At 57.9% G+C, this 24,682-nt stretch carries 20 protein-coding genes; 12 read left to right on the top strand and 8 right to left on the bottom strand.

Annotation, left to right across the window (positions count from 1 at the left end; translation table 11 throughout):
* Window positions 1-26: 26 nt before the first annotated feature.
* The 10 genes from MTR66_RS09185 (at window position 27) to MTR66_RS09140 (ending at window position 6,814) form a co-directional block, all read left to right on the top strand.
* A complete protein-coding gene (locus MTR66_RS09185; protein WP_243919990.1) occupies window positions 27-437 on the top strand; it encodes a hypothetical protein in 411 nt (136 codons plus the stop codon).
* Entirely contained in the window at window positions 434-1,237 is an 804-nt protein-coding gene (locus MTR66_RS09180; protein WP_243919989.1) for a hypothetical protein, read from the top strand. The genes MTR66_RS09185 and MTR66_RS09180 overlap by 4 nt, the downstream gene beginning before the upstream one ends.
* Entirely contained in the window at window positions 1,238-1,753 is a 516-nt protein-coding gene (locus MTR66_RS09175) for a flagellar hook assembly protein FlgD (RefSeq protein ID WP_243919988.1), read from the top strand. It begins immediately after the preceding gene.
* Window positions 1,753-2,931 carry a flagellar hook-basal body complex protein gene (locus MTR66_RS09170; RefSeq protein ID WP_243920244.1) on the top strand — a complete coding sequence of 393 codons (1,179 nt, stop codon included), beginning with the start codon at window positions 1,753-1,755 and terminating at the stop codon, window positions 2,929-2,931. The genes MTR66_RS09175 and MTR66_RS09170 overlap by 1 nt, the downstream gene beginning before the upstream one ends.
* A gap of 158 nt (window positions 2,932-3,089) precedes the next feature.
* Window positions 3,090-3,713, top strand: coding sequence for a FliM/FliN family flagellar motor C-terminal domain-containing protein (locus MTR66_RS09165; protein WP_243919987.1), 624 nt, complete (start codon window positions 3,090-3,092; stop codon window positions 3,711-3,713).
* The gene (locus MTR66_RS09160) at window positions 3,710-3,976 is read left to right on the top strand and encodes a FliM/FliN family flagellar motor switch protein (RefSeq protein WP_243919986.1); all 267 of its coding nucleotides are present in this window, start codon (window positions 3,710-3,712) and stop codon (window positions 3,974-3,976) included. Before MTR66_RS09165 ends, MTR66_RS09160 begins: the two co-directional genes overlap by 4 nt.
* A 424-nt stretch (window positions 3,977-4,400) precedes the next feature.
* Window positions 4,401-5,129, top strand: a complete 729-nt coding sequence (gene fliP, locus MTR66_RS09155; RefSeq protein ID WP_243919985.1) for a flagellar type III secretion system pore protein FliP — start codon at window positions 4,401-4,403, stop codon at window positions 5,127-5,129.
* A gap of 23 nt (window positions 5,130-5,152) precedes the next feature.
* Window positions 5,153-5,869: a sigma-70 family RNA polymerase sigma factor gene (locus MTR66_RS09150; RefSeq protein ID WP_243919984.1), complete on the top strand. Its 717-nt coding sequence runs from the start codon at window positions 5,153-5,155 to the stop codon at window positions 5,867-5,869.
* A 9-nt stretch (window positions 5,870-5,878) separates the two neighbouring features.
* Entirely contained in the window at window positions 5,879-6,451 is a 573-nt protein-coding gene (locus MTR66_RS09145; protein ID WP_243919983.1) for a tetratricopeptide repeat protein, read from the top strand.
* Between the two features lie 18 nt (window positions 6,452-6,469).
* Entirely contained in the window at window positions 6,470-6,814 is a 345-nt protein-coding gene (locus MTR66_RS09140; protein ID WP_243919982.1) for a hypothetical protein, read from the top strand.
* Between the two features lie 22 nt (window positions 6,815-6,836).
* Here MTR66_RS09140 and MTR66_RS09135 read toward each other — a convergent pair whose 3' ends face one another.
* Genes MTR66_RS09135 through MTR66_RS09115 form a run of 5 tightly spaced genes read right to left on the bottom strand, consistent with a single transcriptional unit; the run spans window position 6,837 to window position 12,192 of the window.
* The gene (locus MTR66_RS09135) at window positions 6,837-7,979 is read right to left on the bottom strand and encodes a tetratricopeptide repeat protein (RefSeq protein WP_243919981.1); all 1,143 of its coding nucleotides are present in this window, start codon (window positions 7,977-7,979) and stop codon (window positions 6,837-6,839) included.
* Window positions 7,980-8,010: 31 nt separating this feature from the next.
* Window positions 8,011-10,059 (bottom strand): flagellar biosynthesis protein FlhA, encoded by a 2,049-nt coding sequence (locus tag MTR66_RS09130; RefSeq protein WP_243919980.1) that lies wholly within the window; start codon window positions 10,057-10,059, stop codon window positions 8,011-8,013.
* A 3-nt stretch (window positions 10,060-10,062) separates the two neighbouring features.
* Window positions 10,063-11,148, bottom strand: a complete 1,086-nt coding sequence (locus tag MTR66_RS09125) for an EscU/YscU/HrcU family type III secretion system export apparatus switch protein (RefSeq protein WP_243919979.1) — start codon at window positions 11,146-11,148, stop codon at window positions 10,063-10,065.
* 5 nt (window positions 11,149-11,153) lie between these two features.
* Complete coding sequence (locus MTR66_RS09120; protein ID WP_243919978.1) at window positions 11,154-11,933, bottom strand: flagellar biosynthetic protein FliR; 780 nt, start codon at window positions 11,931-11,933, stop codon at window positions 11,154-11,156.
* Window positions 11,923-12,192 carry a flagellar biosynthetic protein FliQ gene (locus MTR66_RS09115; RefSeq protein ID WP_243919970.1) on the bottom strand — a complete coding sequence of 90 codons (270 nt, stop codon included), beginning with the start codon at window positions 12,190-12,192 and terminating at the stop codon, window positions 11,923-11,925. The genes MTR66_RS09120 and MTR66_RS09115 overlap by 11 nt, the downstream gene beginning before the upstream one ends.
* A gap of 408 nt (window positions 12,193-12,600) precedes the next feature.
* Between MTR66_RS09115 and MTR66_RS09110 the strand changes: the two genes are divergently transcribed.
* Together MTR66_RS09110 and MTR66_RS09105 are read left to right on the top strand one after the other, a co-directional pair.
* Window positions 12,601-13,236 carry a hypothetical protein gene (locus MTR66_RS09110; RefSeq protein WP_243919969.1) on the top strand — a complete coding sequence of 212 codons (636 nt, stop codon included), beginning with the start codon at window positions 12,601-12,603 and terminating at the stop codon, window positions 13,234-13,236.
* Between the two features lie 31 nt (window positions 13,237-13,267).
* Window positions 13,268-13,519 (top strand): sigma-70 region 4 domain-containing protein, encoded by a 252-nt coding sequence (locus MTR66_RS09105; protein WP_243919968.1) that lies wholly within the window; start codon window positions 13,268-13,270, stop codon window positions 13,517-13,519.
* A 220-nt stretch (window positions 13,520-13,739) separates the two neighbouring features.
* On the opposite strand, the gene MTR66_RS09100 is transcribed toward MTR66_RS09105, so the two are convergent.
* From MTR66_RS09100 to MTR66_RS09090, 3 genes are read right to left on the bottom strand one after another with little or no spacing between them, the layout of a single operon-like run.
* Entirely contained in the window at window positions 13,740-14,081 is a 342-nt protein-coding gene (locus MTR66_RS09100; RefSeq protein ID WP_243919967.1) for a DUF2185 domain-containing protein, read from the bottom strand.
* Window positions 14,068-14,556 (bottom strand): ankyrin repeat domain-containing protein, encoded by a 489-nt coding sequence (locus MTR66_RS09095; RefSeq protein ID WP_243919966.1) that lies wholly within the window; start codon window positions 14,554-14,556, stop codon window positions 14,068-14,070. Before MTR66_RS09095 ends, MTR66_RS09100 begins: the two co-directional genes overlap by 14 nt.
* Complete coding sequence (locus MTR66_RS09090; RefSeq protein ID WP_243919965.1) at window positions 14,543-24,490, bottom strand: GH-E family nuclease; 9,948 nt, start codon at window positions 24,488-24,490, stop codon at window positions 14,543-14,545. Before MTR66_RS09090 ends, MTR66_RS09095 begins: the two co-directional genes overlap by 14 nt.
* Between the last annotated feature and the right edge of the window lie 192 nt (window positions 24,491-24,682).

Below are 24,682 nucleotides of genomic sequence, written 5' to 3'. Positions count from 1 at the left end.
ATTTGGACGCTTGGAGACGAATTGCGGTGACTCACCGTCTGCAAGAATTGCAGGTGGCACATGAATTGCGCACCTGTAATGCCGCCGAAGGCGAAGCTGCCTCTCGGTTAAGGGAAGCCGCCGCACGGCGGGACGCTCAGGAGCATGCGTATGTTGGCATGATGCAGGACGCCCCGGTTTCGGCAGATCAGATCCGCCTATCTGGACAATTGTTGGCTATCGATGAGCAGTATCTCAAGGAAGCCAATCAATGCCTGATCACAGCTCGCGAGCGGGTAAAGGAAGCGGTTCAGACACGCATTGTCAAAGAGCGGCAAGGCGAACAGGTGAGGCGATCTCTTACCAGTTCCCTGCGTCACTGGCGTCAGGCTGTCGATCAAAAGAGTATAGATGAGGTCGCGATGCTTTCCAGATTGTGTGGAGAGGAAGCCTTATGACCAGTCTTGCCGGTATCCCCAGTCTGATCGCGTCCCAACAAACCGTTGGATCGGAACTTCAAATAGCAGCTGCGGAGGCAGGAGCTTCCGTGGAAGGCATCACTTTTAGAGATTTTCTGCTCAGCGTCGCACCGTCGAGCGTTGAGGCTGGGCGTGACCCCCTCAGGTCTGAGATCGGTGTGGGTGTCAGCCCTTTTCTTTCACAAGCGTTGCTCCGTCTCTGGTCATTTGATGATAGCGCTGGCGCAGCTGAGGGGGGTGCATCATGCGAAGCATTTACGGCAGATGTCGGTCCGCCATCTCTTCAGCCCATGGCACAAAACCGATCGATGGCCGTATCGCCTGATCTGGTGAAGCCAGACGAACCAAGATCATTGGGTCACGAGGCAGCTGCGATGACGTTTGCAGTTACCTCGGCACCCACCGATGCGCAGATCACGCTGACGGGAGACAGGGGGAAGCAATTTGCCGACGCATTTCCGATACTTCCTAACTCCCTTGCCGTTCCGCGTGCAGTAGCAGGGCCTGCGAGCACTGAGAGGGGCGCGGAGACATCCGTGAAAGCGGCGAGCCCGAAAGAGCTCCCGGTCGTTTTGACAACCCGGAGTGGGGCGAGCCAGCCCGTATCGATCCATCTGATCGCAGATGGTGGGCAAGTTTCAGTGCTTGTGCAGGCCCCCGGCCTTTCACCGGATGACGTGCAGGAGATTGAAGACAAAGTCTGTGGAATGCTGCGCGAACACGGGATCGAGCCTGGGCGAGTCAGAGTCGAAGCCGTATTTGCCGAAGGGAGAGAGTAAATGTTGCTGAGTGGAATTAACTCCGTCCAGCCATCGGGGCTGGGCCGTATCCCAATCGCTCGTCAGATTTCGGCCGGCACGACGGGGACCACGACAGTTGGGGCAGGAACGTCAGGAACGACCACCACTCCAGCCAGCACAGCCACGAGCGCTTTTGGTTTGGGGTTTGATGCTTTGCTCAAAATTGTCCTTACGCAGCTGACCTACCAGGATCCGCTCAAGCCTATGGATAATTTCCAGTTTGTTTCGCAACTCGCGCAATTTTCGCAGATTCAGCAAGGGCAAGAAACGAATCAAAGCCTTTCGAGTCTGTTGGCTGCGCAAGCAGCGTCACAGGCTTCCGGGCTGCTTGGCCGAACAGTCGACGTCAATACTGGGCAAGCTCAGCTTACGGGCGTTGTTAAAGCCGTTTCTTTCGCAAACGGTTCACCTGCTCTCACCATCCAAACTCCAGAAGGCGCGACAGTAAGTTCCATTGCGCTCGCGACCGTAACGCAAGTCAGGGAGACACAGTGATGCTCGGATCTATATACATCGGCCTCTCGGGGCTCTCAGCCTATTCGAACGGTCTCAAGAGCGTCAGCAACAATGTTTCCAATCTCAATACGACGGGTTTCAAGACAACCAACGTTACCTTTAGCGGTGTCTACGGCAGCGGGTCGTCGGGCAATCTTGAATATGGCTATCAATACGACGGGGCTGGCCATGGTGTGACGGCGGACAAGGGCCTCCTTGATTTTTCGCAAGGTGAGCTTCGCCAGACAGGTCGCGATCTGGATCTGGCAATCGACGGAAATGGTTTTCTTGTCCTCTTCGACGGTTCGAACCAATTCTTTTTGCGAACCGGGAGCTTCGACGTGGACGAGAAAGGCTACGTGGTTCTGTCCGGAACGAAATACCGGCTCGCTGTGCTGGACGGCAGCGGACAGCCGGCGGATGTGAATGTCGATGATTACCGGACCTACGCACCCGTCAAGACAACGACAGTCACCTTCGCGGACAATCTGTCGTCCACGGCGACTACCGCTACCGTCAGCGACATAAAGGTCGTGGGCAATGACGGTGTCGCCAAGATCTGGACCGCAACCTTTACGCGTAACTCCGAGACCGGGACAGACTGGACGGTCAAGGTCACCGATGACACCGGAAAGAACGTTGGCGAGCAGACACTGAACTTCACCAATGGTGCGCCTGACCCGGCGACTTCAAAACTCACATTCACCGACAGCGATAGCGGTGTATCTGTGGATTTTGACTTCTCGCAAAACGTCACAAGTTATTCTTCTGGCACCGTTTCTTCCCTCCGCGCCGCCGAGGTGGACGGCCATGAGGCTGGAACAATCGCTACCCTGCTTGTCAACGACAAGGGGCACTTGGAGATTACCTATACCAATGATGAAAAGAAGGATCTTGGTGCGGTGGCGGTTGCTGACTTCCGCGAACCGCAGCGGCTGACGCAACTTAGCAACGGCCTCTTCCGGGTCGAAGGCGAGCTCAAGCATGATCTCCTTGCTGCTGAAGATACCCGTGTCGGAACCATCCGTACGAAAATGCTGGAAGCTTCCAACGTCGATCTTGGTGCCGAGTTTGGCGATTTGATCCTGATTCAGAGGGGCTTTCAGGCGTCATCGCAAGTTATCAGTGTCTCGAATGACATGATTCAGCAGCTCTTCGGTATTCGCGGAGGCGGGTGATGCACACATCCAGATCTTGGCTGCCGACAGGTTGTCTTGCTGAAAGGCGATTAATTCAGCCACTTGCAGAATTACTGTCTGCATGGGCGGTAGACTGGTTCGTTATTTCATCGCTTTCCATGCCTGGGAATTGGTCGCGCTCGCCCGATTCATCGGTAATGATCAAGGGTAAGGAGAGGTCAAAAAATTGGCCAAAATCCGTCAAGCACGACAGGTCAATCTGCGTTCGCGGATATGATGATCGGGCTGTCGCGGCACGGATGCTCGGCGTTGAAATTGATGACGCTGCGCTGACGGCCTCGGATCGGCGGCTGGTGGCAGCAATGGCGGAACGTGCGATCGGTGATCTGGAGCGTCGGCTGGCCGATCTTGAAGGAGAGGCGCAATCCCAGGCATGCGGTGCCCCCGATTGGCGAGCGCTTGTGCGGACTGCCGCGACCGGGGGCGACGATTTGCTTGAGATCGTTTGTCGCGAGGACTGGCTCGTCAGGTATGCAAAGCGCTGTGTGCAATCTGTGCCGTCCCATGGACGTCTCGTTTACCGGCGCGAAGCTCTCAGTCAACAGCCGGTGACCGTTTCCATGGCACTTGCCCGAACTGTAGCGGAGCTCGGCGAACTTGCTCAACTCGAACCGGGCGACATTTTTTTGTTTGACGAAGGCGCTGAAAATCATTCGCGGATCGTAATCGATGGTGTCCGCCAGGGCGATGCACCATGCACACTGGTAGAGCGCGACGGTCAGTATTTTCTTCGGCTTGATAGGGAAAAGACTGCAGCATGAGTAACGAACAAGCCCAACTGGAATCCCGGAAGTTGTCCCAAGGGCTGGTAGACAAGGTTGAAGTGGAGGTCGAGGTCGTCCTTGGGGCAGCCCGATTGACTATTGCCCAGCTTGAAAAATTGGGGCCGGATGATCTGATCGAGCTTAATCACGCGATCAATGAACCTGTATCATTGCGTCTCAACGGCCAGACTTTTGCCTACGGAGAGATTGTGACGGTGGGCGACCAGTTTGCGGTGCGGATAGACCGGCTGGATGCCTGATTATCTTGCGTAGGCTATTTGCTTCATTGTTGTCAGGTGTGACTCTTGCCATGACGTCAGCGGCGGCTTGGGCGAGCGATCGTGCAAGTGCACAGCCTGAGCATTTGGAAGTGCCGTGGGTGCGGATCATACTGTCTCTGGCACTTTGCCTCCTGGTTGCAGCTGGCGCAATCCTCGCACTTCGGGCCTGGCAAAGGGGTGGGGGCGTGTTTTCGCAGGATTGGCGTTCAAGGGTCGTTCGGTCTGCGCACATCGAAGTTCTTGAGACGAGAAGGATCAGCCAGCATGCAGATGTCTGTCTGTTTCGATGCGATGGGCGGCAGTACGTCGTAGTTGTTGGACAGGGACACAGCCAGATTGTCGATAGTTCTGCGGTTGGGGAGCCGGGGAACTCGCAAGCACGTCCGCAGCCGGAGGAGCGGTGATGAGATTGCCTCTTGCGCGATGCGGTCTACTTCTGCTCGCGAGTCCGTTTCTGCTTGCGGCCGCACCTGTTGGAAGCGACGCAGTGAATAGCCTCTCGCTGCAGGGCAGCGATGTGATGCGCACAGTTCTCACTCTGACATTGCTGGCGATCGTTCCTGCGTTGCTGATTACAACCACCAGTTTCTTGCGTATCGTGGTGGTTCTTTCGATGATCCGTCATGCGTTTGGAATGCCGCAAACGCCCCCGAACTCTGTTATTACCAGCCTGGCTCTTTTCCTTACGGCCTTCGTAATGGGACCAACGCTGGGCGATCTGAACAAGGAAACTGTGCAACCGTTCCTTGCCGGAAGGATGGACATCAGTGCCGTGATAGATCACGGCGCCACACCGCTTAAGCGTTTCATGCTGACCCATACGCCGGACAGTAATATCGAGCGGGTCTACGGAATGGCGCGAAGTCAGTTGCCCGCGCGGGTCGAGGATGTGGATCTGTTCAAACTGATACCCGCCTTTATGCTGAACGAGTTGCGGGTAGCATTCACCATCGGCTTTGTGGTGCTGTTGCCATTTTTGCTGATTGATCTCGTGGTGGCGTCGATTCTTCTGTCGCTCGGGATGATGATGGTTCCGCCCAATACCATTTCTCTGCCGATCAAGATCCTTATGTTTGTCCTCATTGATGGTTGGGGGCTCATCATTGAGGGCTTGGTGGGCAGTTTCGGATGAGTGGTGTGCCGCGCGGGAAGGGCATGGGCCTGCTTCTGCGCAAGGATCAGTACGAAGCGGCTCTGTGGCGCAAGTGGCTGCAAGAGAACGATTTCGAAGCCCGGGCAAGAATCTTCGCAATTCATCAGCCTTACGCGCGTATGCTGGCTCGCGGCGAGGTGGCACGGAGGGCAGTGCGGCCGGATTCCGGCGATGTTGAACAGCTTGCATATGAAGGCCTGCTGCAATCGATCGATCGCTATGACCCGCAAGGCAGCGCCGGTTTCCAGCAGTTTGCCCGAATGCGCATCATCGGCAACATTCGCAATGGGCTTGCCCGCGATAGCGAGCGCAATGCGCAGTACCGTTATCGCTATCGCGCTGAGCGTGACCGCTTGCGCTCGCTGCTACCGTCCGGAAAGGCAGATGGGGATGCGCTTGCTGCATTGTCGGACCTGGCTGCTGGGCTGGCATTGGGCCTTATTCTCGACCGGTCCGAAATATCCGAGGACGTCGCTAGTGTGCCTGACGAGGCGCCAAATGCTTACGAGAGTCTGAGCTGGAATCAGCTAGAAGGAGACCTCTCCGCACAGATTGAAACCTTGCCAGCGAGAGAGGCGTTCGTGATAACGCAGCATTACCTTGGCGGTGTAAGCTTTACGCAGATCGCCGAGGTATTGGGCTTGAGTAAGGGACGCATTTCCCAATTGCATTCCGCTGCGTTGAGGCGGCTCGAAATGCGACTCTCCAAATACAGGTAGGATAGCGAGATGGCCGATTTGTGCCCAGATGACGAATATGCAAAGGTCATGCAGGCCGTCGCGGATGAACCGGGAAACGATACGACGCGCTTGAATGATCTGCTTGCGCGATGGCCGCGCGATCCACGCCTTCACTTTATGTTGGCATCGTTACAGGTGGCGAACAAAGACCATATCGCAGCCCACAGTTCTTTTTCCCGCGCAATCGAACTCGCGCCTGACTTTTTGATAGCGCGCTACCAGTTTGGCTTTTTCGCCATGACGTCCGGGGACGCAGACGAAGCATTGTCAATCTGGGGGCCGTTGTTCCGTTTGTCGGACGATGCCTACTTGCGTCAGTTCGTGGAAGGGATGGCGCACCTTATCCGCGATGAGTTCGCACAGGCGATTGAGCGGTTCGAAAGGGGTATTTTGTTGAATACCGAAAATCTTCCGCTCAATGGCGACATTTCTCTGCTTGTGTCCGAGTGCCGAAAGTTGCTGGCGAAGCCTGCTGCTGAGCCAGCGCAAGATGGGGGCGAAGAGGCGTCGGCGACATCGTTCATTCTCAACCAGTTTTCCTCTGGTTCGACGCGGCACTGACCGGTGTGGCTATAGAAAATGACGGAAATTTCGCGATCCAGTCAAGTTGTGTTTCTGCTGCGGCAGGAACTGCAACGTATGTCAACTCGCCGCGCTTCCAAAGGAGATGGTGCCGCAAGCACGCGCGACAGCGGCTCAAGCTCGCCGATACGACGGCTTCGTGAAATAGCGAGTGACGAGAACTATGGCGAAGAGGAGTTCAATCGTAGTTTGGTACAAGCACTTCTCAGCGAACGGCTTGGCAGCCGGCTGACCGACGATGCACGTTTCCAGCGAACTGTTGACGAGGTTCTGCGATTGATCAACTCCGATGAACAAGCCCGAACACTGATAACAGCAGCCCGAAAGCAACTGCTCGCCTGAGGCAATTCGGACCTTAAACTGATCAGTTAAAATCTCGGCCCTTGGCGGCCAAGGTGGTCGCGGAAAGTGCTTCTGCCAGGGTCCGACCGTCCTCGTCTATGGGCTGTGTCATCGCCATCTCGAGAATGCGCTTCGCCGTTTCAGTATCGCCGCCTACAGCCTGATCCATGGAGCGAGCAAGGGCTGCTGCAAAGCTGGCGCGATCGAGTCTGGATGCCATATCTATCCGTCGGCGGGCGGATTGAGGTTCGCCTTCCAGGAGTTCGACAACAGCCAGCGACCCGTGGCTTTCGGCAAAGTTTGGATCCAGATCAAGGGCATGCTGGAATCGCTCGCGTGCGGTCGTCCGATCGCCAGCAAGCAAGTGGACCCAGCCCGATGCAATCCAACTGCCCAGGTGATCTGTGAAAAGCGCTGCCCCGCGATCAAGGTGGGTACGGGCGCTATCCAAGTCGCCAGAGGCCATCGCCGCCAAACCCAGTCCTACTACTGCACGGGGTTGTGGCCCCGGATTGAGAGCGAGCGCGCGCAGGAACATCGCTTGCGCCGTCCGGGGATCGTGTTCGCCGAGCTTGAGCGTTGCAAGTGTGGTGATCGCGTCGGGCAGCTCTCCAGCCTGCTCCGCGCAGCGGCGCGCCAAGTCCTCGTCGCCGGTGTCCATGGCCAGAACCGAAACGGCAGCAAGTAAGGGGCCATAATGTCCATGGCGCTCCAGCATTGCCGGGATCATGGCTTGTGCAGCCTCGAATTCGCCATCCTGATGAACGAGTTGTAAGCGGAGCATTGCCGCCTGTGGCAGCGCATCCACCGTCGCGTCGTCGAGCCGTTCCGCCGCTGCTTCGTATTCGCCGGCAAGTGCCATGCTGTGAGCCAGGTTATAGGTTAGAGCTGGATCTCCTGGATGGGTTTCCAGCAAGCTGAGAAAGTGGTCCGCCGCAGCAGAGGCGTGCCCGCTTCGCATTGCGGCAAGTCCGGCGTTCGCCCGGTCACGTTCGTCCAGCTCCGATAATTGTTCCAGCTTGGCATAGAGGGAATGGGCGTCCGGCATCATGCCCGCCTCAAGGGCGGCCTCGGCGCTATCGCGCAGGAGGTTCGCGTTTTCTGGATCGTGTTCCAGATAGGACTTCAATTTCTCGAATTGAGTTCTTGCATCGGTGCCGGTCATCGTTTGCCTTCCGCCTGGTTCGTCAAGTAAGTCATCGAACCGGGCTTTCATCGAATTTGATTACCTCGAATGAGGAGAGGTGGGTGCGCATGGGAATTTCATCCACCGAAATGACAGCAAGCTGAGGAATACTTCGCTGGGTAAGCCGTAGCAATTGCCGTCGGATTGAACCGGTGCATAAAAGCACAGGAGCAAACCCTTGCCGGGTCATTTGCTCGGCAAGCGGCGTCAGTTTGCGTAGCAATTGGTCGGCGATGCGGGGATCCACACCGAAGATGTTGTTGGCAGCACCAACGTCCGATGACGAGACGATCTGGTTCTCCAGTCGCGGGTCAAGGCTGAGTACTGAGAGTTCGCGATGGGAACCGCGCAGGCCGTTGCAAATCGCTGTGCGCATACGCTGGCGCAACTGTTCAGTGAGTTCGACCGTGTCGCGCTCGTTGCGTGCGATATCGACAAGGCTTTCGCAGATCAGTTCGATGTTGGCGATCGATATACGTTCTTGCAGTAGATTCTGAAGGATGCGCTGGATGTCGGATATCGTCAGAATACCCGGAACGAGTTCTTCGATTAGGCCGGGTTGACGCGCCCGAACCGTTTCGAGAAGCTCCGCGGTTTCCCGCCGCGTGAGCAACGTGTGCGCCTCCAGCTTCATGACTTCGTTGAAGTGCGCCATGACGGCTGAAATCGGATCGACGATGCTGTAGCCTTGTGTGCGGGCCCTTTCTTCCTGCTCGTTTTCGATCCAGATGACATCAATGCCAAAGGCTGGGTCCACAGCTGAAATGCCCACAAGAGGGGGAGCATTGTCGCGTTGACGGATCGCCATAACCCGGTCCGGGTGGATCACACCTTCGCCATGTGCGACGCCATAAAGACGGATCTGATACTGCAGGGCTCCGAGCCTTGTACCATCGACAAACCTGACCGACGGCAAAGCCAGGCCGAAGGTTTCTTCGTGTACCTGTCGGGCAATCGCGATCCGTTCGAGCAATTGCCCCTTCAGCGGGATCATCGCCTGGCCAAGCTCCGTACCGAATGCGATTTCGATAGGGGCGGGCTGGCTGGAGACAAGCTGGTCGGGAGCAACGTCCTCGTCGGCGGCTTCGTCCATGTTGGCCACAGCTTGCGCCCGCGTCTGCCGGATCTTGAAAAAGGCGATGCCGGCGATCACTACGATGATGGCGATTGGCCATTTCGGCATGCCTGGCAGAAACATGAGTGCCAGGAGGATCGATGCGACAATTGGCGGCACGCGCGGCACCATCGCAAGCTGATGAAAGATCTCGGTAGACAGGTTCCGGTCGGCTGATGAACGGGTCACGATGATACCCGTTGCAATCGAGATGATCAGAGCTGGCAACTGCGTCGCAATGCCATCGCCGATGGTGAGCAGGGTGAAACGCGCAAGCGCGTCGGACCAGCTCATGTTCATTTGCACGACGCCAACAATCAGGCCGGCGATGATGTCGATCAGGAGAATGATGATGCCCGCGATGGCATCCCCTTTTACGAACTTGCTGGCACCATCCATCGCGCCGTAAAACGATGCTTCCTTTTCAAGCAGGGCACGCCGTTCCTTGGCCTCGGCCTGATCGATCAGGCCCATGTTCAGATCGGCGTCGATGCTCATCTGCTGGCCGGGCATCGAATCCAAGGTGAAGCGCGCGGCAACTTCCGAGACGCGCTGGGCGCCTGAGGTCACGACCACGTATTGCACCACGACAAGGATGGCGAAGACGACAAGGCCGATGACGAAGTTACCTTGCACCGCATAGGCGCCGATCGATCCAATGACCTCACCAGCATTGGCCCCGGTCAGGATGAGACGCGTTGCCGCGATGTTGAGTGAGAGGCGGTAGAGCGTTGCGACGAGGAGGATCGATGGAAAGGTCGAGAATTCGACGGGCCTGTTCACGTAGAGCGTGAGCAGCATGATCGTCAGGCCGAAGCCGAAGTTCACGATGATCGCGAGATCGAGAAGGCTCGGCGGAATCGGGGAAAACAGAATGATGAGAATCGCCACGATCCCCAGCACCAGCAGCAGGTCTTTGTTGCCATCGTAGAACGAACGCAGCATCGGTCAGGTCTTTTCCTGGCGCTTGGCGGCCATTCGGCCGAAGTGGTGATGATAGAGTTTGGCCACATCTTCGAAATGCTCGACCGGGATAGGCTGGCCCCGATCGCAAGCCGAATAGAGCACGCGGGCAAGTGGCGGGTTGGGATAGATTGGAATGGCCAGCAGGTGCGCGCGCCGCTTGAGCACTTGCGCGAACTGGTTGCGGCCCTTTGCACGCACCATGGGCGTATCGTTCTCCTCCGGCTGGTATTGTAGGGCCACGGCAAAATGTTCCGGGTTCGTGATGAGGAAGTCTGTACCCTCGAGCGGCCCCATGCCTTGCGCGTTCTTGATGAATTCGGAATGCAGCTTGCGCCGTTTCTGTTTCTGCCGGGGCTCGCCTTCGCGGTCTTTGGTCTCGCGCTTCAACTCGCGGCGGCTCATGCGCATCTGCTTGCCGAACTCGCGCCGCACGATGATCTGGTCGATCACCGCGAAGAATGCGGCTAGCGCCATGAACAGGAACAGCAGTTCGCGCCCCGCGCTTCCCATCGCATTCGCCAGGGTCGGGGCGCTTGTGACTGCCGGGCCCAGATCTTTGACGACGGTGATCAGCAGGGCCGCCGTGGCGCCGGTGTAGATCGCCATCTTGACGGTGTTCTTTGCGGCTTCTTTGAGCATGCGCAGCGAAAAGAGGCGCTTGAGGCCTTTGGCCGGATTGAGGCGGGTGAAATCAGGCTTGAGCGGCTCTGCCGTGAAGATGAAGCCACGAAGCTGCAGCAATTCGAGCAGGATCAGGACAACGGCGACGATACTGCCCAGAACGAGAAGCGGCTCAATCACGCTGTGATAGGACTGGCCGATGAGCACGAGCGTCTGTCGGCCGTCGCCGGAGCTTGCCGATGCGATACCGATGGACATCACCTTCGCGCAGACAAGGGCCAAGCGATGGAAGAACATCGCGCCGAACATCAGGCCGAAGGCGGCAAATGCGGTCAGGCTGCCCAGGAACCCCAGGTCCATGCCGCGCGCGACTTGCCCTTTCTCCCGCGCCTTGCGCAGCTTGAAGGGGGTCGCTTCCTCCGAGCGATCCTGTTCCTGCCCTTCCATTGCGCTCAGCCAGCCCCCAGGATGCGTGGTACGTTCTGCCAGACGAGCGTGAACAACCGCAGGTAGAGACCTCCGGCAAGGGCGAGGCAAACTGGCAGCAAGATGAGCATTGCCATGGCCTTCACCTGAAAGCCGAATAGCAGCACGTTCATTTGGGGGAGCGTGCGCGACATGAAGGCGATGGCAAGGTCCATGAGGAAGATCACAAGGACTGCGACGCCGATCAGCCCGAGGGCCAGGGTGAAAGTCGAGCCCATGTGTTCAGCAAGCGCCGCGAGATCAAGGCGCCCTGCGGCATAGCCCATCGGCAAGCGCTCGATAGAGGCGGCCCATAGCGAGACGAGATCGTATTGTGCTCCCGTTGCGAAAAACACGGCTGCTCCGGCGTAGGCCAGGATCGTTCCCGCTAGTGGCAACTGAGCGCTGGTGGTCGGATCGGCAAGCGTTGCAAGGCCGAAACCGGCCTGGATGTCCAAAGCCCGGCCAGCCCATAGGATGGAGGCGAACGCAAGGCTCAGGGAAAGGGCTACGGTGAGGCCGATGAGGAGTTCTCCCGCAGCAATGGTCAGCACGTTGCGGCCTGCGAGCCGGTCCACGGTCTGTGTGGGAAATGTGCTGACCATGGCAAGCGAGAGACCTAGGCCCATAGCCACGCGGATAAGCGGCGGCAGTCGGAGCAATGTGAAGGGTTGGGCAAAGCTCAGCGTGGGGGCGACGCGCATAGACAGCAAAAGTACGGCTTCAACGAAACCAGACAACTGATCAGGCGGCACGTCAGCCGCCAAGGCTCGGAATGGCCGCGTAGAGGGTGTGGGCAAAGCTGGTCACTCTGCTCATCATCCATGATCCCAGCGTGATCAGCATGAAGATCGCGACGAGCATCTTGGGGACATAGCTGAGCGTGATTTCCTGTATCTGGGTTGCAACCTGTAGCACGGAGACCAGAAGGCCTACGAGCAAGGTTGCCAGCAGAACAGGGGCCGCAACAACGGCGGCGTTCCACAGCATGGCATTCATAAAATCCAGCGCGCGATCTGGTGTCAAACCCTCGGCACTCCTCTTGCCTGATGCCGCCTGTCGGAGCAGCTTGCAGGTATTTCATTTTCTTGCGCGCTCCATAGGTCAGACTGATGAAATGAGGCAACCTGCCTCCTGAGTATCCAGGAAATTTTCCTTGAAAATTTGGGGGGTGGTTGTGCGAGATGGTGTTAAAATTTAGAAATCACCGGTTGATAGCTCATGCAGACCCAGTGCTGCGATGGCAGCAAGCGTTGTCCCAGGAGATTGTGTGACCCTCAACAGGTCATTGTTTTCTCTGGCTTCGGTCCGTGCTTTACACCCGGCCGTATGTCGGGCGGTTGCTGACAGCCGCTGACCCATGCGGCCGACCAGAGGACACCGCTTGCACCGCCCGTGCCCCAAGGCGCGGGATCGCCAGCGTGCAGGTCCGTCATGGTATTTCGATTTCCAACACACCGCGACCCTTCGCAGGTCGCCCCCTCGGCCACTGCGCCTACCTCGCGCCGCGCACTGCTCGGTGCCCTGGCCGCCACGCCCGCCGCGCTTCCCATTATCGCCAGTCCGGGCGGAGCGCGGGTGCTATCGCCGGGGAGCGTTTCCGAGGTGCCGGTAACCTTGCACCGGACCTGGGCCGGGCGCGATCTCAGCCGCGCCCGTTACCGCAATGCCGAAGAGTTCTTCGCCGGGATCGAGGCAGGGATCGCACCGGGCGGCGCGGGGCTGCTCTATCACACCGGCATCGTCATCCAGCTCGCCCTTTCCGCGCACCTCATCGATGTGGGATTCGAGGACGCATGGTGCGCTCGTCACGTCGGGCTCCACCTCGACCGCTCACTGGCGTTGGCCAACGCCAGTGGGCTTGGCCTCGATGCGCCGCCGATCGCATCGCTGGCGGGCTTCCTGTCGCCCTATGGGCAATGGCGGCACGCCGATCTGGGTGCGCCCCCGGACTGCCCCTTCGCGCCCGCCGAGATGCGCTCACTCACCCGCGCGCTGCTCGATCATGTGCGGGCCGTCACCGGCCACAGATTTCCGGCACGCGGGAGGCAGCATCGTGGGCGCGGGTGAGGCAGCGCTGCGCCTGCGGGCGCGCTGGCGGATGTGGTGGGGGATTGGCACCGCCCGCATCGCCGAGCCGCCCCGGCCGGTCGATCCCGCCAAGCTCGCCCGGATGGAGGCCGCGCTCGTCGCCATGCCCGAACTCACCCGCGAGGTCTTCATGATGCACCGCTTCGACGATCTGCCCTACCGCCGCATTGCCCGCCGTCTCGGTATCACCGTCGACAAGGTCCAGGAGCACATGGCCTGCGCCATCAAGAGGCTCGGCCAGGCCGCTCGGGACGAGGAGTAGAGGCGATTTTCAGCATGGCTCCATCCGGAACTCGTAAAAGAAACCGTAAATACAGCACCTTACAGCCCATCTATCACCAAGATGGCACCATGAGTCTCCCGATGGTGCCATCAATCTCCTCAAAAAACGATGTGCAGACAATAGGTTACCCGGCAGGGGGGAGCCATTCCTTTTATCTTGCCGTTCAGAGAGTTCGAGTCCTTGATGACTTCAACATGCCTCACTCGTCATCTTGGAGTAGACGAAAATTGCCTGACCCGTTGCGCTCGAAGCGACTTCCATAGTCCGAATTAAGAAAAGGAACGATATCCGGATCATAATTTGCAATTGTATTTACATCATAGACACCATGGAGATCATTATTTTCCATATATGCCGAGTCTTCATCGCCAGAAAAAAACCTCCACCCGCTGTCTTGTGTGTTAATTGGATTTTCTCTGTACATGTAGCCGATATTTTCTCCATCCACTACGATGCGATCCGTGGCAAGACAGCCGCCTAGACCTAAGGCTATAGGGGCTATTTCATTCGGTTTGAGTTTGTATATTTTACTGAGCGCCATTTTTTTCTAATATATCCAGAATTTCCTGATCGCCGATAGCGTTGGCCATTCCCCGAGCTGACCTGCCCGCCTTATTCAGCGACTCAACATCTGCTCCATGATGCACCAACGACCTGATTAGGTCACGATCAACCTTTGGGTTCAGGATCGCCGTCCAAAGAGGGTTGTTGCCATGAATATCGACTTCATTGACATTAGCCCCCGCACGCAGCAGTTCGTTGGCCAAGCTCGACTGACCAAACATCGCAGCATAATGTAACGGGGTTCTACCCTGGTTGTCCTGAGCGTCTAAGCGTGCACCTCGCGCAATTAACCCAATGGCGGCATCCACTTTTGAATGAGCGATGGCCTCGTGAAGTAAAGTCCTTCCAAAATCACCAGTCGCATCGATATCATCACCGATCAATGCGAGAAATGTATCGCAATCCTCGCCCCTTAGGGCTTTGAAAATTTCCTCTGCGCTATTTTGCTTCATACCGCCTGCTTCTATTAGAGCTGGGTGATTCCGGCCTATAGTTATTCGGATTCCGATACTCCTGTAGAAACTCCTTCAGAGTGATTTCTTCGCTCATATATCTTCCATGTAAGGCACGATATTCCTGCCCGGGGAGATGCCCCATATCCCACTGGCCAGCCCTAGAAACACTTCGATCCCAAGTCAGAAGTTCGCCAGTGTTCGGGTCGAACACACGGCCGTTCTGCTGAGCATTTTCCCATACCATTTCGACTTGACCGGCTCCATAGCTGGGTCGGTTCCTAGGGTTGGAATAAGGCTTTGCCGTAACGACGATTTCCCCGGCACCACCCAATGAGAGTTCGGTCGCCATGGCATTAGTCGGTGCCCGCACACCGGCGCGTGGCGTGAGGTGCACGCCAATACCAGCGTCATCGATGGCTACGCCAAGGTTATGTGCAGCCAATGCAGTTTGTTCTGATCCGCCAAGAGCGAGAGTGCCGCCGTAAAGAATCGCACCGGAGGTGGAATCTGTGAGGGGCGCCATCGCCATGTTGAAGCGTTCAGCCGCGCTGTAGGGCGACAGGTTTCGCGCCGTGGAGATCGTCTGCCCGCCTGCTGCCATGTAGGCAGCCAGCGAGGGATAGTCGGCGTTGCCATAGGAGTAAGTCTGCAGCGATAGACCTTGCTGCTTGAACATTTGGGTGATCGGACCATCGAACGAGGGAAGCGCGATCGGCTCGTGAAGACTGAGCGCCCAGGTCGCCGTGATTTCGTCGTAATGGTTGCCCGTCCGTCCGAAGAATGCTCCCCACTGATAGTTCGTCATGTGGGATATCATGTCGAGTTGATGGGGGTCGGCCACGACAACGATCTCGCCTTCACTCGCATCGCTGCCGCGCCTGCCGACCTGGCCCCCACCGACGCCAGCCACCGGCTGTTCAAGCGAACCGTCGCCAGCGCCTGTGAAGCTGCGGCCTGACGAGCCGAAGTACTGGTCCACCGCATCGCGACCGACAATGATGTCGTCCTGGCTAACTCGCGGTTTCCCGCCCCCCGCCACGCCCTCGGCGACGAGATTTCCGATGGTATTGGCGATGACGTCGGGCAGTCCGGCGAGCACATTGTCACCGAAGCTGGAGCCTTCGATGGCGCTGCGTGTGGCGGCGCCGGCGAGCAGGGCGGCTGCACTGGCGCCGGTATAGCCTGCAATATTGGCGCCTCGGCCCGCGAGCGGTTTCAGGCCGCCGCCCAAGGCCTGACCGGCGCTGCCTGCTACGCCTGCAGCGGCAACGCCCGCCCAGTTGAACTTGGACTGCAACCCGGTTGCGGTAGAGATGCCTTGCGTGAAGACGCTTCCGATCGCGCCCCTGACGGCCGCATTACCAATAGCGGTGAGGGATTGTTCGGCCCCCTTGGCGACCTCGCCAAACGCATTCACCCCGTTCAGAGCTCCGCCGACGGCCCCACCCAATGCGGCCAGAGCGACGCCCTTGAAGCTGAATTTGTCCTGGATGCCTGTGGCCAGGCCCACGCTCTGGCTGGCGATCGAGCCTGCGGCGGCGGCCCCTGCCAGCCCCGCGGTGGAGCTGCCGCCCAGCAAGCCGGTTACGGGCACCTTGAGCACGGCCGTTACCGCGATGGCGACGACGGCCAGCAGGATCTGCCCAAAGACGCCGCACTTGTGCTTCTTCGGAGGTTTGGGAGTGGTGGGGGAAAGGTCGCCGATGGCCTGCGCGGGATCGTAGGGCAGGTAGGAATCGGCATTGAAGGTGGAGCGCACGACGCCGGAGGGCAGGACGAGTTCCTGCCCCTGGACGAGCGAGGTGCCGCTCTGGATGCCATTGGCTTCCGCGATCTTGTACCACAGCGAGCTGTCGCCATAGAGCTGTTGGGCGATCGACTGCAGGGTCTCGCCGGCCTTGACCGTATGCGTGCCGGTCTGGCTCCCCTGGCTGTAGGAATTGATCGGATCGACTGAGCGCGAGAAGTCGTACTGTTCCTGCGCAAATGTGCGTCCGTTGCGGAACGTGCCTGCGTTATCAAAAGCTCTGTATCGCCGCTCCTGCATGGAATCTTCCATCAACAAGTCGGTAGTGCCGTTGTTGCCGACATATCCCCATTCACGGTCGCCGAAGCGGTACCATACCTCATGCGGAGACCCGGTTTGCGAGGATGGGGCATTGGAAGGCTTGGTTTCGTCGCGGCGGATGATCTGGCCTGCCTCGTCGAGCGAGAACGTGACAGAGCGTGGCTTGCCGTCCGAGATCTGGGCGCGGTTCATCTGGCCCACGCCGTTGAGGTAGAAATACGTGTGATAGATCGTGTTCGAGGACTTGCTGGTATCGCTATCATAGGCGATCTGGCTTTGCACGGCTCCATCCCACCACTGATAGGAGTTGGTGGTCGAGGAGCCCTTGTACGAGCCGCCATTGACATAGCTTGCCGTGCTTGACGAGACTACGGCGCCCAGTGCGGATGTGCTGCCACTGCCGTAGTTATTGGTCGTCGATGTCGTATAAGTGTCGCCGTCGGTTTTGAGCGTGCTGGTCGATTGATGGGTCAAGCGGCCCGCAAGGTCATAGGTCGAAGACTGACTGTAAGTGGGGTTTGAGTTTAAATAGTAATAGTCCTGTTGCTGGGTCTGTCGGCCCATGAGATCGTAGCTGTATGTTGATCGTAAGTTTCCGTCGCCAGTTGCGGCTGAAATGGAATCTGGGTTTGTTGATCTTCCGCCAAAAGCTATATATGTGCCCGACAGGCGCCCTGCGCTATCGTACTTGTAGTTCTCCCGCTCCTCGAAGTAGGTCATTCCCACTCTGTGAACGGGTTGCATTTCCGTGTGCGCGCTTGATGTGCGCTGACCGGCCTTGTTATATGTCAACTCTTGGCTAGCCATAGAATTAGGGTCAAAAGATTTGCGAATTCGCCTTACGATCTGACCGTCCACAAGGTCGCCATTATTGATGACAAGGCGGTTCATGCTGTCGAAGCGGAACCAGTTTGTCTCGGTCGTCTGCGAGGATGCGGCTGCGCCGTTGGCATCGAGAATGTGGAGGGATGACTCCTTCTTCCGGATATTGCCGTTGGCATCGTATTCAAAGGCCGTGCTGGCAGCAGGGGCGCTGGTGGTTGCATTGGCATTGATCGTCTTGATGCGTCCCAGCGCGTCGTAGGTGGCCGTTTGGTTTTTCCAGACGGTGGTGGTGCCGTTACTGACGGTGGTTCCGTATTCAGACAGCCGGTTACCAGCCTTGTCGTAAGTGTATGTCGCGCCTTGTTGCGTGGTGTTCGTGTACTGGTACGATCCGCCGTAGGGGATGTTGAACGAGTACCACACGGTGTCCTGAGTGTAGGTCTTTTTGACCAGGCCCGTGTTATAGTATTCATAGTTGTAGGACGCGTTGCCGACCGCGCTCTTCACCAGCCGTCCGGCGTCATCGTACGTGTAGGTGGTGACATGGCCGCCCAGGTCGTTCTTGGAAATCGCACGGCCGAAGGCATCGGTGGTTTCCGTGAGTGTCTTTCCATTGGCCATCGTGGTGACCTGGATCCATCCTCCGGTATTTTGCAGGCCGGTGCCTGCGGCCTCCAGTGAAGCATCCCAGGTGTAGCTATGGTTCGTGACCGCCCCGCCAAAAGCGCGTGTTGACGTTACGCGGCCCTGCGCGTCGTAATCGGTTCGCTCGATGTCGGTGGCCGTCGAGGTGACATTCTGGTTGTTCCAGTGTTTGAGGCGCTGGCCCATCTCGTCGTAGGCATATTGATCGACCAGCCCCCCCGCGTGATTGACGCGGACCACCTGACCCAGCTTGTCGAAGACTTGCGTGGTCGTTCGATTCTCTTCGTCGATCAAGGTGCGAGCGTCACCGTGAATATCGTACTTGGTCTGCTTGATGCCGCCGTCGGCATGGTATTCCTTGGTGACAAGCGCCTCGGTGCCGCCGTAGCCGGAACCGGCGAGAAGATCGAAGCGCGTCAGGTTGCCCGTGTTGGCATTCTTGGAGGCGCCGTTCGAGCTGGTGCCGCCGGTGCCATAGGTGCCGTTCGCATCGCGCTGGGCGGCCAGGCGGCCGGACTTGTCGTAGTAGTAGTCCTCAGAGGGCTTCACCCAGATCGAAGTGCCATTTTCGAGTGTGATCTGGACCGTGGGGCTTTCCGAACGGACCAGCTTGCCCATCGTGTTATAGGTGTAGCTGATCTTTGCCCCGGCCGCGTTGGTCTCGGTCGTCACCTCACCAAACGCATTGTAGGTGCGGTAAGTATTGAGCGTCTGGGTCGAGCTTGCCGTGAGCTGGCGTTGCTCCTCAGTGACCTTGGTCGCGAGGCCGCGTTTGTCATAGACGGTGTAGGTTGCATTTACATTCGTCAGACTGATTTCGCCGAGTGCATCAGCAAATGAAAAATCGAACGTGGTCATATCAAGACCGGCGGACGAAATGGCTACCGTCTGATTACCGCTCTTGTCGTAACCGAAGAACTTCCAAATGCCATCGCCAGCAGTGGTTGCCCAAAGACGTCCGGCTCCGTCATACACATTGCCGGTTTGCCAGATGCCATTGATCCCGGATTTGATGACTTGCCCAAACGCGTTGTATTGGGTCAGGGTTCTGTCCCCCTTGATCCAGGCTGACGACCCGGAATTCCAGGTCGCGACGGATTTTTCCGTCACTTGGCCGCGAGCGTCGTAGTTGGTCAGTGCGGCTTCGGTCGTCGTGGAACCGGCGGAGTTCGTCCGCACATACTGATCGACGATCTGGCGATTGAGCTTGTCATAGAAATACTGATGAACCGCGCCTTCTGCGTCGGTCACCTTGGAGAGCAACCCGCCCTTGCCATATTCATACTGCGTAACGCGGGCGGCGATGCCGCCGGAGCTGCCCACGGCGTTCGTCCTGACTAGGTTGCCAAGGCCGTCATACCAGTAATCGAATTCCGGCGTGACATTCGCACCGGCGTAGCTGGCGAACTGGGCGTGCTTCTCGAGGGCAAGACGTCCAGAGTAGTCGTAGATGTAAGTCGCCACATCGCCAGTGGCTTCCGTCTTGGTCAGGACCTGTCCCAGACCATTATATGTATAGGAAACGGTCGCATCACCCGTGCTCGTTCCGCCCGAGCCGTTATGGAATTTGACGTTTTTGCGCGTTTCGGTCTTCCGGTTGCCGACCTTGTCGTATGTGTACAGGGTCGTGCGGTCGTTCGCGCCGTTTGCCGCGACGGTCGGTGCGCTCGCGACATTGGGCGTACCGGTGTACCGATTGGCGAAGCGGGTCTCGCTGGTAACATTTCCCTCGCCGTCATAGGACCAGTTGGTGATGTAACCTTCGCCATCGACCTGCGCGGTCTTGTGTCCGACTTTGTCGTAATAAGCGTAGACGGCAGCACCGTTCGGGTCCGTGGTCTTCACCACGTTTCCGTCGGCGTCATGCTGATACGAGGTTGTAAGGCTCGTCGTCGCGGTATTGCTCCAGGCCGAGCCGTTCCAGGTGCCGGTATAGATGGCGCTCGACAGCTTGACCGTGCTGGTGAGCATGCGATTCACGTTGTCATATGTGAAGGTGGTTTCGCGATAGGCTCCCGCAGGCGCGGCCGGCTGCGAGGTGTTCGCGCCGCCAGTCGCGGGCGGAGAACTCAACGCGTTCTCGTAGACTTTGATGTCCGTGACATTGCCGTTCGCGTCGTAGGCGTAGGATGTATAGACGCCCAACGGGTCGATCTGGGCAGTCTTCCGGTTCAGATCGTCGTAGAAGAACGTCGTGACATTGCCGGCCGCGTCGGTTGTTTTGATGATGTTGCCGCGCCCATCGTAGGCGATCTTGTCGCTCGGTACGAACGATGTGCTCGATGATTTGTGCGTTGACTGGTCATAGACCGTCCTGGCGTCGCCCCTGGTTTCGATCAGACGGCTAGCGGCATCGTAAATGTAGGTCGTGGTTCGCTTCTGGGAGGCGATGTTGCTGGCCTCTACCATGCTCGTGCGATTGCCGCGCGAATCGTAGGCGTAGGAGGTCACGACAGTGGTTGCCTGGGCCGTTCCTGCGCTGTTGTAGGCGCTTTGGTGTATCGTCTCGGTCAGCATCTGCCCGAGATCGTCGTAGGTGTAGGTAGTCTGGCCACCCAGCTTGTTGGTGACACTGGTGCGGTTACCGAAGGCATCGAGGACGTAGGTTTCGTGATATCCTTCGGCATCGGTGACCTTGGTCACGCGGCCGAGCTTGTCATATTCAAAATAGGTATGGGCATCCGCGCCGTTGGTTGGTGTCGAAGGAATCGTTGCAGTGCTGCCGGTACCTGTAGCCTTAAGATGGTAGCGCAAGACTTGCGATACTTCTCCAAAGGCGTTGTAGTATGTGCGGGTCGCATACCCTTCACCGTCAGTGGACAGATAAAGCTGGTTCTTGTTGTTGTAGTAGTTGTAGCTGGAATTACCCCTTGGGTCGGTGGTCTTCACGATGTCGCCGAAGGCATTGTATTCATAGGCCGTCGTCTGGCCTAGCGCGTTGGTCTGGGTCAGAACTCGACCGATGGCATCGTGCGTATAGGCCGTCGTGTGTCCCCGGGCATCCTTGTAAGTCGCGAGATTCCCGAAGCCGTCGTAGGTGTAGTAAAGGTACGCATCCTCGGGTGTGCCGGCCGCAAGCAGTTCCTGCGTCTTGCGGCCGGCATTGTCATAATAGTAGACTGTGCGCGATTGCGCTGCCGAGCCATATGCTTGGCATTCGGCGAGGAGCGTGCCGTTGGCGCGATAGCTCCACTGCGTGACCAGTGAGAGGGCATTGCTGTTCGAACCACCGCGTGTCTCGGAGATCTTGCGCCCGTCAGTGTCGTAGGAATATCTTACGTCGTGCCACCCGCCCGATGCCGCGCTGTTCACCTCCGAGATGGTGCTCGCATCGCTGACGGAAATCGCATTGTCCCAGCGAACCGTGCGTGTCAGGCGTCCAGCCTTATCATGCTCGTTGCGGGTCTTGTAGCCTTCCGCATCGACGACGAAGCGCAGTTCGCCCTTGCCGGTGTAATAGTTGCGGGTGATGCGGGCGTTGGTGCCATTGGAAGCGGCCCAGCTGTTCATCGTCGCATCCGAGGGAAGGCCCGTCGTGGTCCGTTTGACCGCGAACTGGGTAACCTTGATTGTCTGTCCCATGGAATCGTAGCCATAACCTGTAACCGCACCGGTGGCGTCGATCGCATAGGTGAGCTGGCCCTTGGCGTTGTAGACACTCCAGCTCTGATGGTCATTCGTGCTGTTCGCGATAGCCGCGACCAGGCTCTTGATGTTGTCGTAAGTGTAGTCACTCGTCGAGGCGATCGCCGTGGTATAGGCTATGGAGCCGGTTTGACGTCCGGCTGCATTGTAGCTGTAGCCGACGGCGTTGTTGGCAGCATCGATCGTATAGCGCAGCAGTCGTCCGTCATAGACGTAGTGGGTCTTGAGATCGGAGGACGTTGCCAAGCCCGATTTAAGCTGATTGAACGTGCCACTTGCTCGGTAGGTGGAATTGGTGATTTTCGCATAGGCGATTTCCTGGGTCTTTTGCCCGGCCGAATCGTAAACAATCTGCGTCAGGTACCCTTCGCCATCGAGCGAACCTATTTTCTGTCCGGAACGATCATAGAATATGCGCGAGACGGCATCACGGGCGTTCGTGGCAGGTGTGGGGACTGTTCCCAGCGGAGGATTGGTCTTGTACCCGCTGAGAGCCGTGTCGGTCAGGCGGTTGTAGAAGTTCGTTGTCTTTACCAGGCGGCCGCTCGCGTCATACTCGTAAGTTGCAACGCCGCCTTCGCCGTCGATTCTTCCAATAACCTGCCCGGCCGCGTCGTAGACCGTCCAGTTCCAGATGTCATAGGAGTGCGCGGCAGGCCGGACGTTCGCCACTTCGAGCGTATTGTTGGGATTGGCAAGCGCAGTCAGGTTTGCCGACGAAACGGTGTTGGTGTAGCGGGCCGTTGCGACGACCCGGCCGGCGTTGTCGTACTTGTACTCGGCAAGTTCTCCGGTATGACTGATGTCCGCAACTTTCCGGCCAAGATGATCGTAGAGATAGTAGGTTGAGTACCCCGTCTCGTCGGTAGAGATCCGCAGCAGGCCATTCTTGTCATACTGATAGCGGGCGGTGCCGGTCGACACGAACGTGCCGGTCGTGACGACGCTGATGAGCTCGCCGGCCCTGTTATAGGTTGAAGTGACCGTACCACCGTCGGACGTTGTGACCTTGGTCTGGTTCGCGCTGTCGGTGAACAGGATCGTCGTTGTTCCACCGGCGAGGTCGACAGAGGAAACCAGCCGGTTCAGGCCGTCGTAGACATAGGTCTCGCTGTTCTCACCCTGGTTGTGGCGGCTGATGAGATTTCCCGCCTGATCATATGTGAAATAGGTGCGCGAGCCTCCTCCGGCCGTAGTGGCCCCGCCATCGGTCTTCGCCAATCCATAATCCAGGATAGATGTTATGTTGCCTCGCGTATCGTGGTCGTAGGTCGTCACTTTCGTGCTCGACCGGTCAGATAGACCGTTACGCCAAGTGTCCATCGTACTTTCGGAAACGATTGGCGAACCCACTGAGTACGGGTGCTCAGGATAATCAGTAGTCCAGTTTAATTGCCCGGCGCTATCATAGCGGTATTCGGTGACCCGGCCTTCCGGATCGATCACATAGCGCAAATGCCCTTTGCTATCGTAGGCATAGCGTGTGTTTTGGATTACGCTGCTGCCACCGGCAAAGGAGCCGGTTGTCTGTTCGCGTATAACGCGATTGTTCACATCGTAGATTCGATGCGTGACGTGACCATCAGGATCGGTGATCGACAGGATGTTACCGTGGCCATCGTAGGTATATGTGGTCGTGCCGCCGGCCGTGTCCTTGGCGGTCAGGACGTTGCCGTTGCTGTCATAGGTATAATAGGCGTTGAGCCGTGCAGCCCCTGAAGCCGCTGGCGGAAGCTGGACGCGCGTCAGTTGGCCTTTCGCATCGAAGAACAGCCGTGTCGTTTGTCCGGCAGGATCGGTAACATCCGTGTAGCCCGAACCGTAGCTGATCGTTGTTACCCGGGTGACGCCGCTCGACGCGGTCTGCGTGAGATTGGTGACACGTCCGGAGCCGTCGTAGGTGATCGAGACATAAGATCCGTCGGTCTGGCTGATCGTTGATACACGCCTGGATGTGCCTTGGTAGGTATAGCTTGTCGTGTAGACCTTGCCATCGGCGATTGAGTTATCCCTGGGGGACAGGTCGGTCGTGGCCGTGATCAGTCGGTTGGAGGTATCGTAGGTATACCGGACACGAGTCAGCGTCTTCGAACTCGATGTGGCAAGGTCGGTGTACCCGGTGACGATCTGGGTGATGTTGTTGCCCGACCAAGTGTAGCTGACATAGCTCCCGTCAGCAGTGGTGACCTTCGTCAGCTTGTTGGCGGAATAGGTGAAGGTCAGCTTGTTGCCGTCGATATCCTTCGCCTCGGTGATCCGCCACTCGCTGCCATAGGCGGCATAGGTCTCCTTGGCTTGCGTGCTGCCGTCGGTCCACGTCCAAACGCCGCCGGAATAAGTCAGCTTGTCATAGGCGCCGCTGCCATCGGTCGACTGATAGGCGCTCCCATTCCAGGTGTACGTGCTCACCGATCCGTCTGCTGCGGTGCGCTGGATCGTACTGCCAGACGTATTAATCGTTCCTGTCAGCGAGAAAAGGCGGCGTGTTGTGCTCTGCTGCCAGTTGTCGCCGTTGTCTCCGTCCCAGCTTGCCTTGCTGTTGTAGGTTCGCGATATTCCGAGGTCCGGCCCCCTGCCCACGAGGAACTCGTCCTGGCGGCTGAGCATGAGGTTGCCGTTCGTGGCATTGAGAAATACCTGTTCATTGCCGCGGCCAAGAGCTGATTTACCTAGCAGGCCGTTGGCTCCCAGCAGTGAACCTGATCCCGTCTGCAGACCCAGGCCATTGCCCGCAAAGATGGCAACCATTCGGCTTCCTCCTAGTAGCCGCCCATATGGGAGTGGCGGCAATTGTGAAAATTGTTTGGGTTTTCAGACGGGAGCGCAGAAAGTTTAGCGAGGCGACACATTTTTTTTGCATGCGAGCCAGGCAGACAAGTAGGCTACTGCATCGAGTTCTCGCCACGTGTTCCATCCGGCATCTGCGTGCACTGAATCGTC

Source organism: Novosphingobium beihaiense (assembly GCF_022832375.1).
Lineage (GTDB): Bacteria > Pseudomonadota > Alphaproteobacteria > Sphingomonadales > Sphingomonadaceae > Novosphingobium > Novosphingobium beihaiensis.
The sequence above is the reverse complement of the archived record's forward strand: the minus strand, read 5'-3'. Positions and strand labels throughout refer to the sequence as shown.

Excerpts from the sequence above, each read along its gene's own strand:
- MTR66_RS09180 (WP_243919989.1), top strand. The coding sequence starts at position 434 with ATGACCAGTCTTGCCGGTATCCCCAGTCTGATCGCGTCCCAACAAACC.
- MTR66_RS09175 (WP_243919988.1), top strand. The coding sequence starts at position 1,238 with ATGTTGCTGAGTGGAATTAACTCCGTCCAGCCATCGGGGCTGGGCCGT.
- MTR66_RS09170 (WP_243920244.1), top strand. The coding sequence starts at position 1,753 with ATGCTCGGATCTATATACATCGGCCTCTCGGGGCTCTCAGCCTATTCG.
- MTR66_RS09165 (WP_243919987.1), top strand. The coding sequence starts at position 3,090 with ATGATCAAGGGTAAGGAGAGGTCAAAAAATTGGCCAAAATCCGTCAAG.
- MTR66_RS09160 (WP_243919986.1), top strand. The coding sequence starts at position 3,710 with ATGAGTAACGAACAAGCCCAACTGGAATCCCGGAAGTTGTCCCAAGGG.
- fliP (WP_243919985.1), top strand. The coding sequence starts at position 4,401 with ATGAGATTGCCTCTTGCGCGATGCGGTCTACTTCTGCTCGCGAGTCCG.
- MTR66_RS09150 (WP_243919984.1), top strand. The coding sequence starts at position 5,153 with ATGGGCCTGCTTCTGCGCAAGGATCAGTACGAAGCGGCTCTGTGGCGC.
- MTR66_RS09145 (WP_243919983.1), top strand. The coding sequence starts at position 5,879 with ATGGCCGATTTGTGCCCAGATGACGAATATGCAAAGGTCATGCAGGCC.
- MTR66_RS09140 (WP_243919982.1), top strand. The coding sequence starts at position 6,470 with ATGACGGAAATTTCGCGATCCAGTCAAGTTGTGTTTCTGCTGCGGCAG.
- MTR66_RS09135 (WP_243919981.1), bottom strand. The coding sequence starts at position 7,979 with ATGACCGGCACCGATGCAAGAACTCAATTCGAGAAATTGAAGTCCTAT.
- MTR66_RS09130 (WP_243919980.1), bottom strand. The coding sequence starts at position 10,059 with ATGCTGCGTTCGTTCTACGATGGCAACAAAGACCTGCTGCTGGTGCTG.
- MTR66_RS09125 (WP_243919979.1), bottom strand. The coding sequence starts at position 11,148 with ATGGAAGGGCAGGAACAGGATCGCTCGGAGGAAGCGACCCCCTTCAAG.
- MTR66_RS09110 (WP_243919969.1), top strand. The coding sequence starts at position 12,601 with ATGGTATTTCGATTTCCAACACACCGCGACCCTTCGCAGGTCGCCCCC.
- MTR66_RS09105 (WP_243919968.1), top strand. The coding sequence starts at position 13,268 with ATGTGGTGGGGGATTGGCACCGCCCGCATCGCCGAGCCGCCCCGGCCG.
- MTR66_RS09100 (WP_243919967.1), bottom strand. The coding sequence starts at position 14,081 with ATGGCGCTCAGTAAAATATACAAACTCAAACCGAATGAAATAGCCCCT.
- MTR66_RS09095 (WP_243919966.1), bottom strand. The coding sequence starts at position 14,556 with ATGAAGCAAAATAGCGCAGAGGAAATTTTCAAAGCCCTAAGGGGCGAG.
- MTR66_RS09090 (WP_243919965.1), bottom strand. The coding sequence starts at position 24,490 with ATGGTTGCCATCTTTGCGGGCAATGGCCTGGGTCTGCAGACGGGATCA.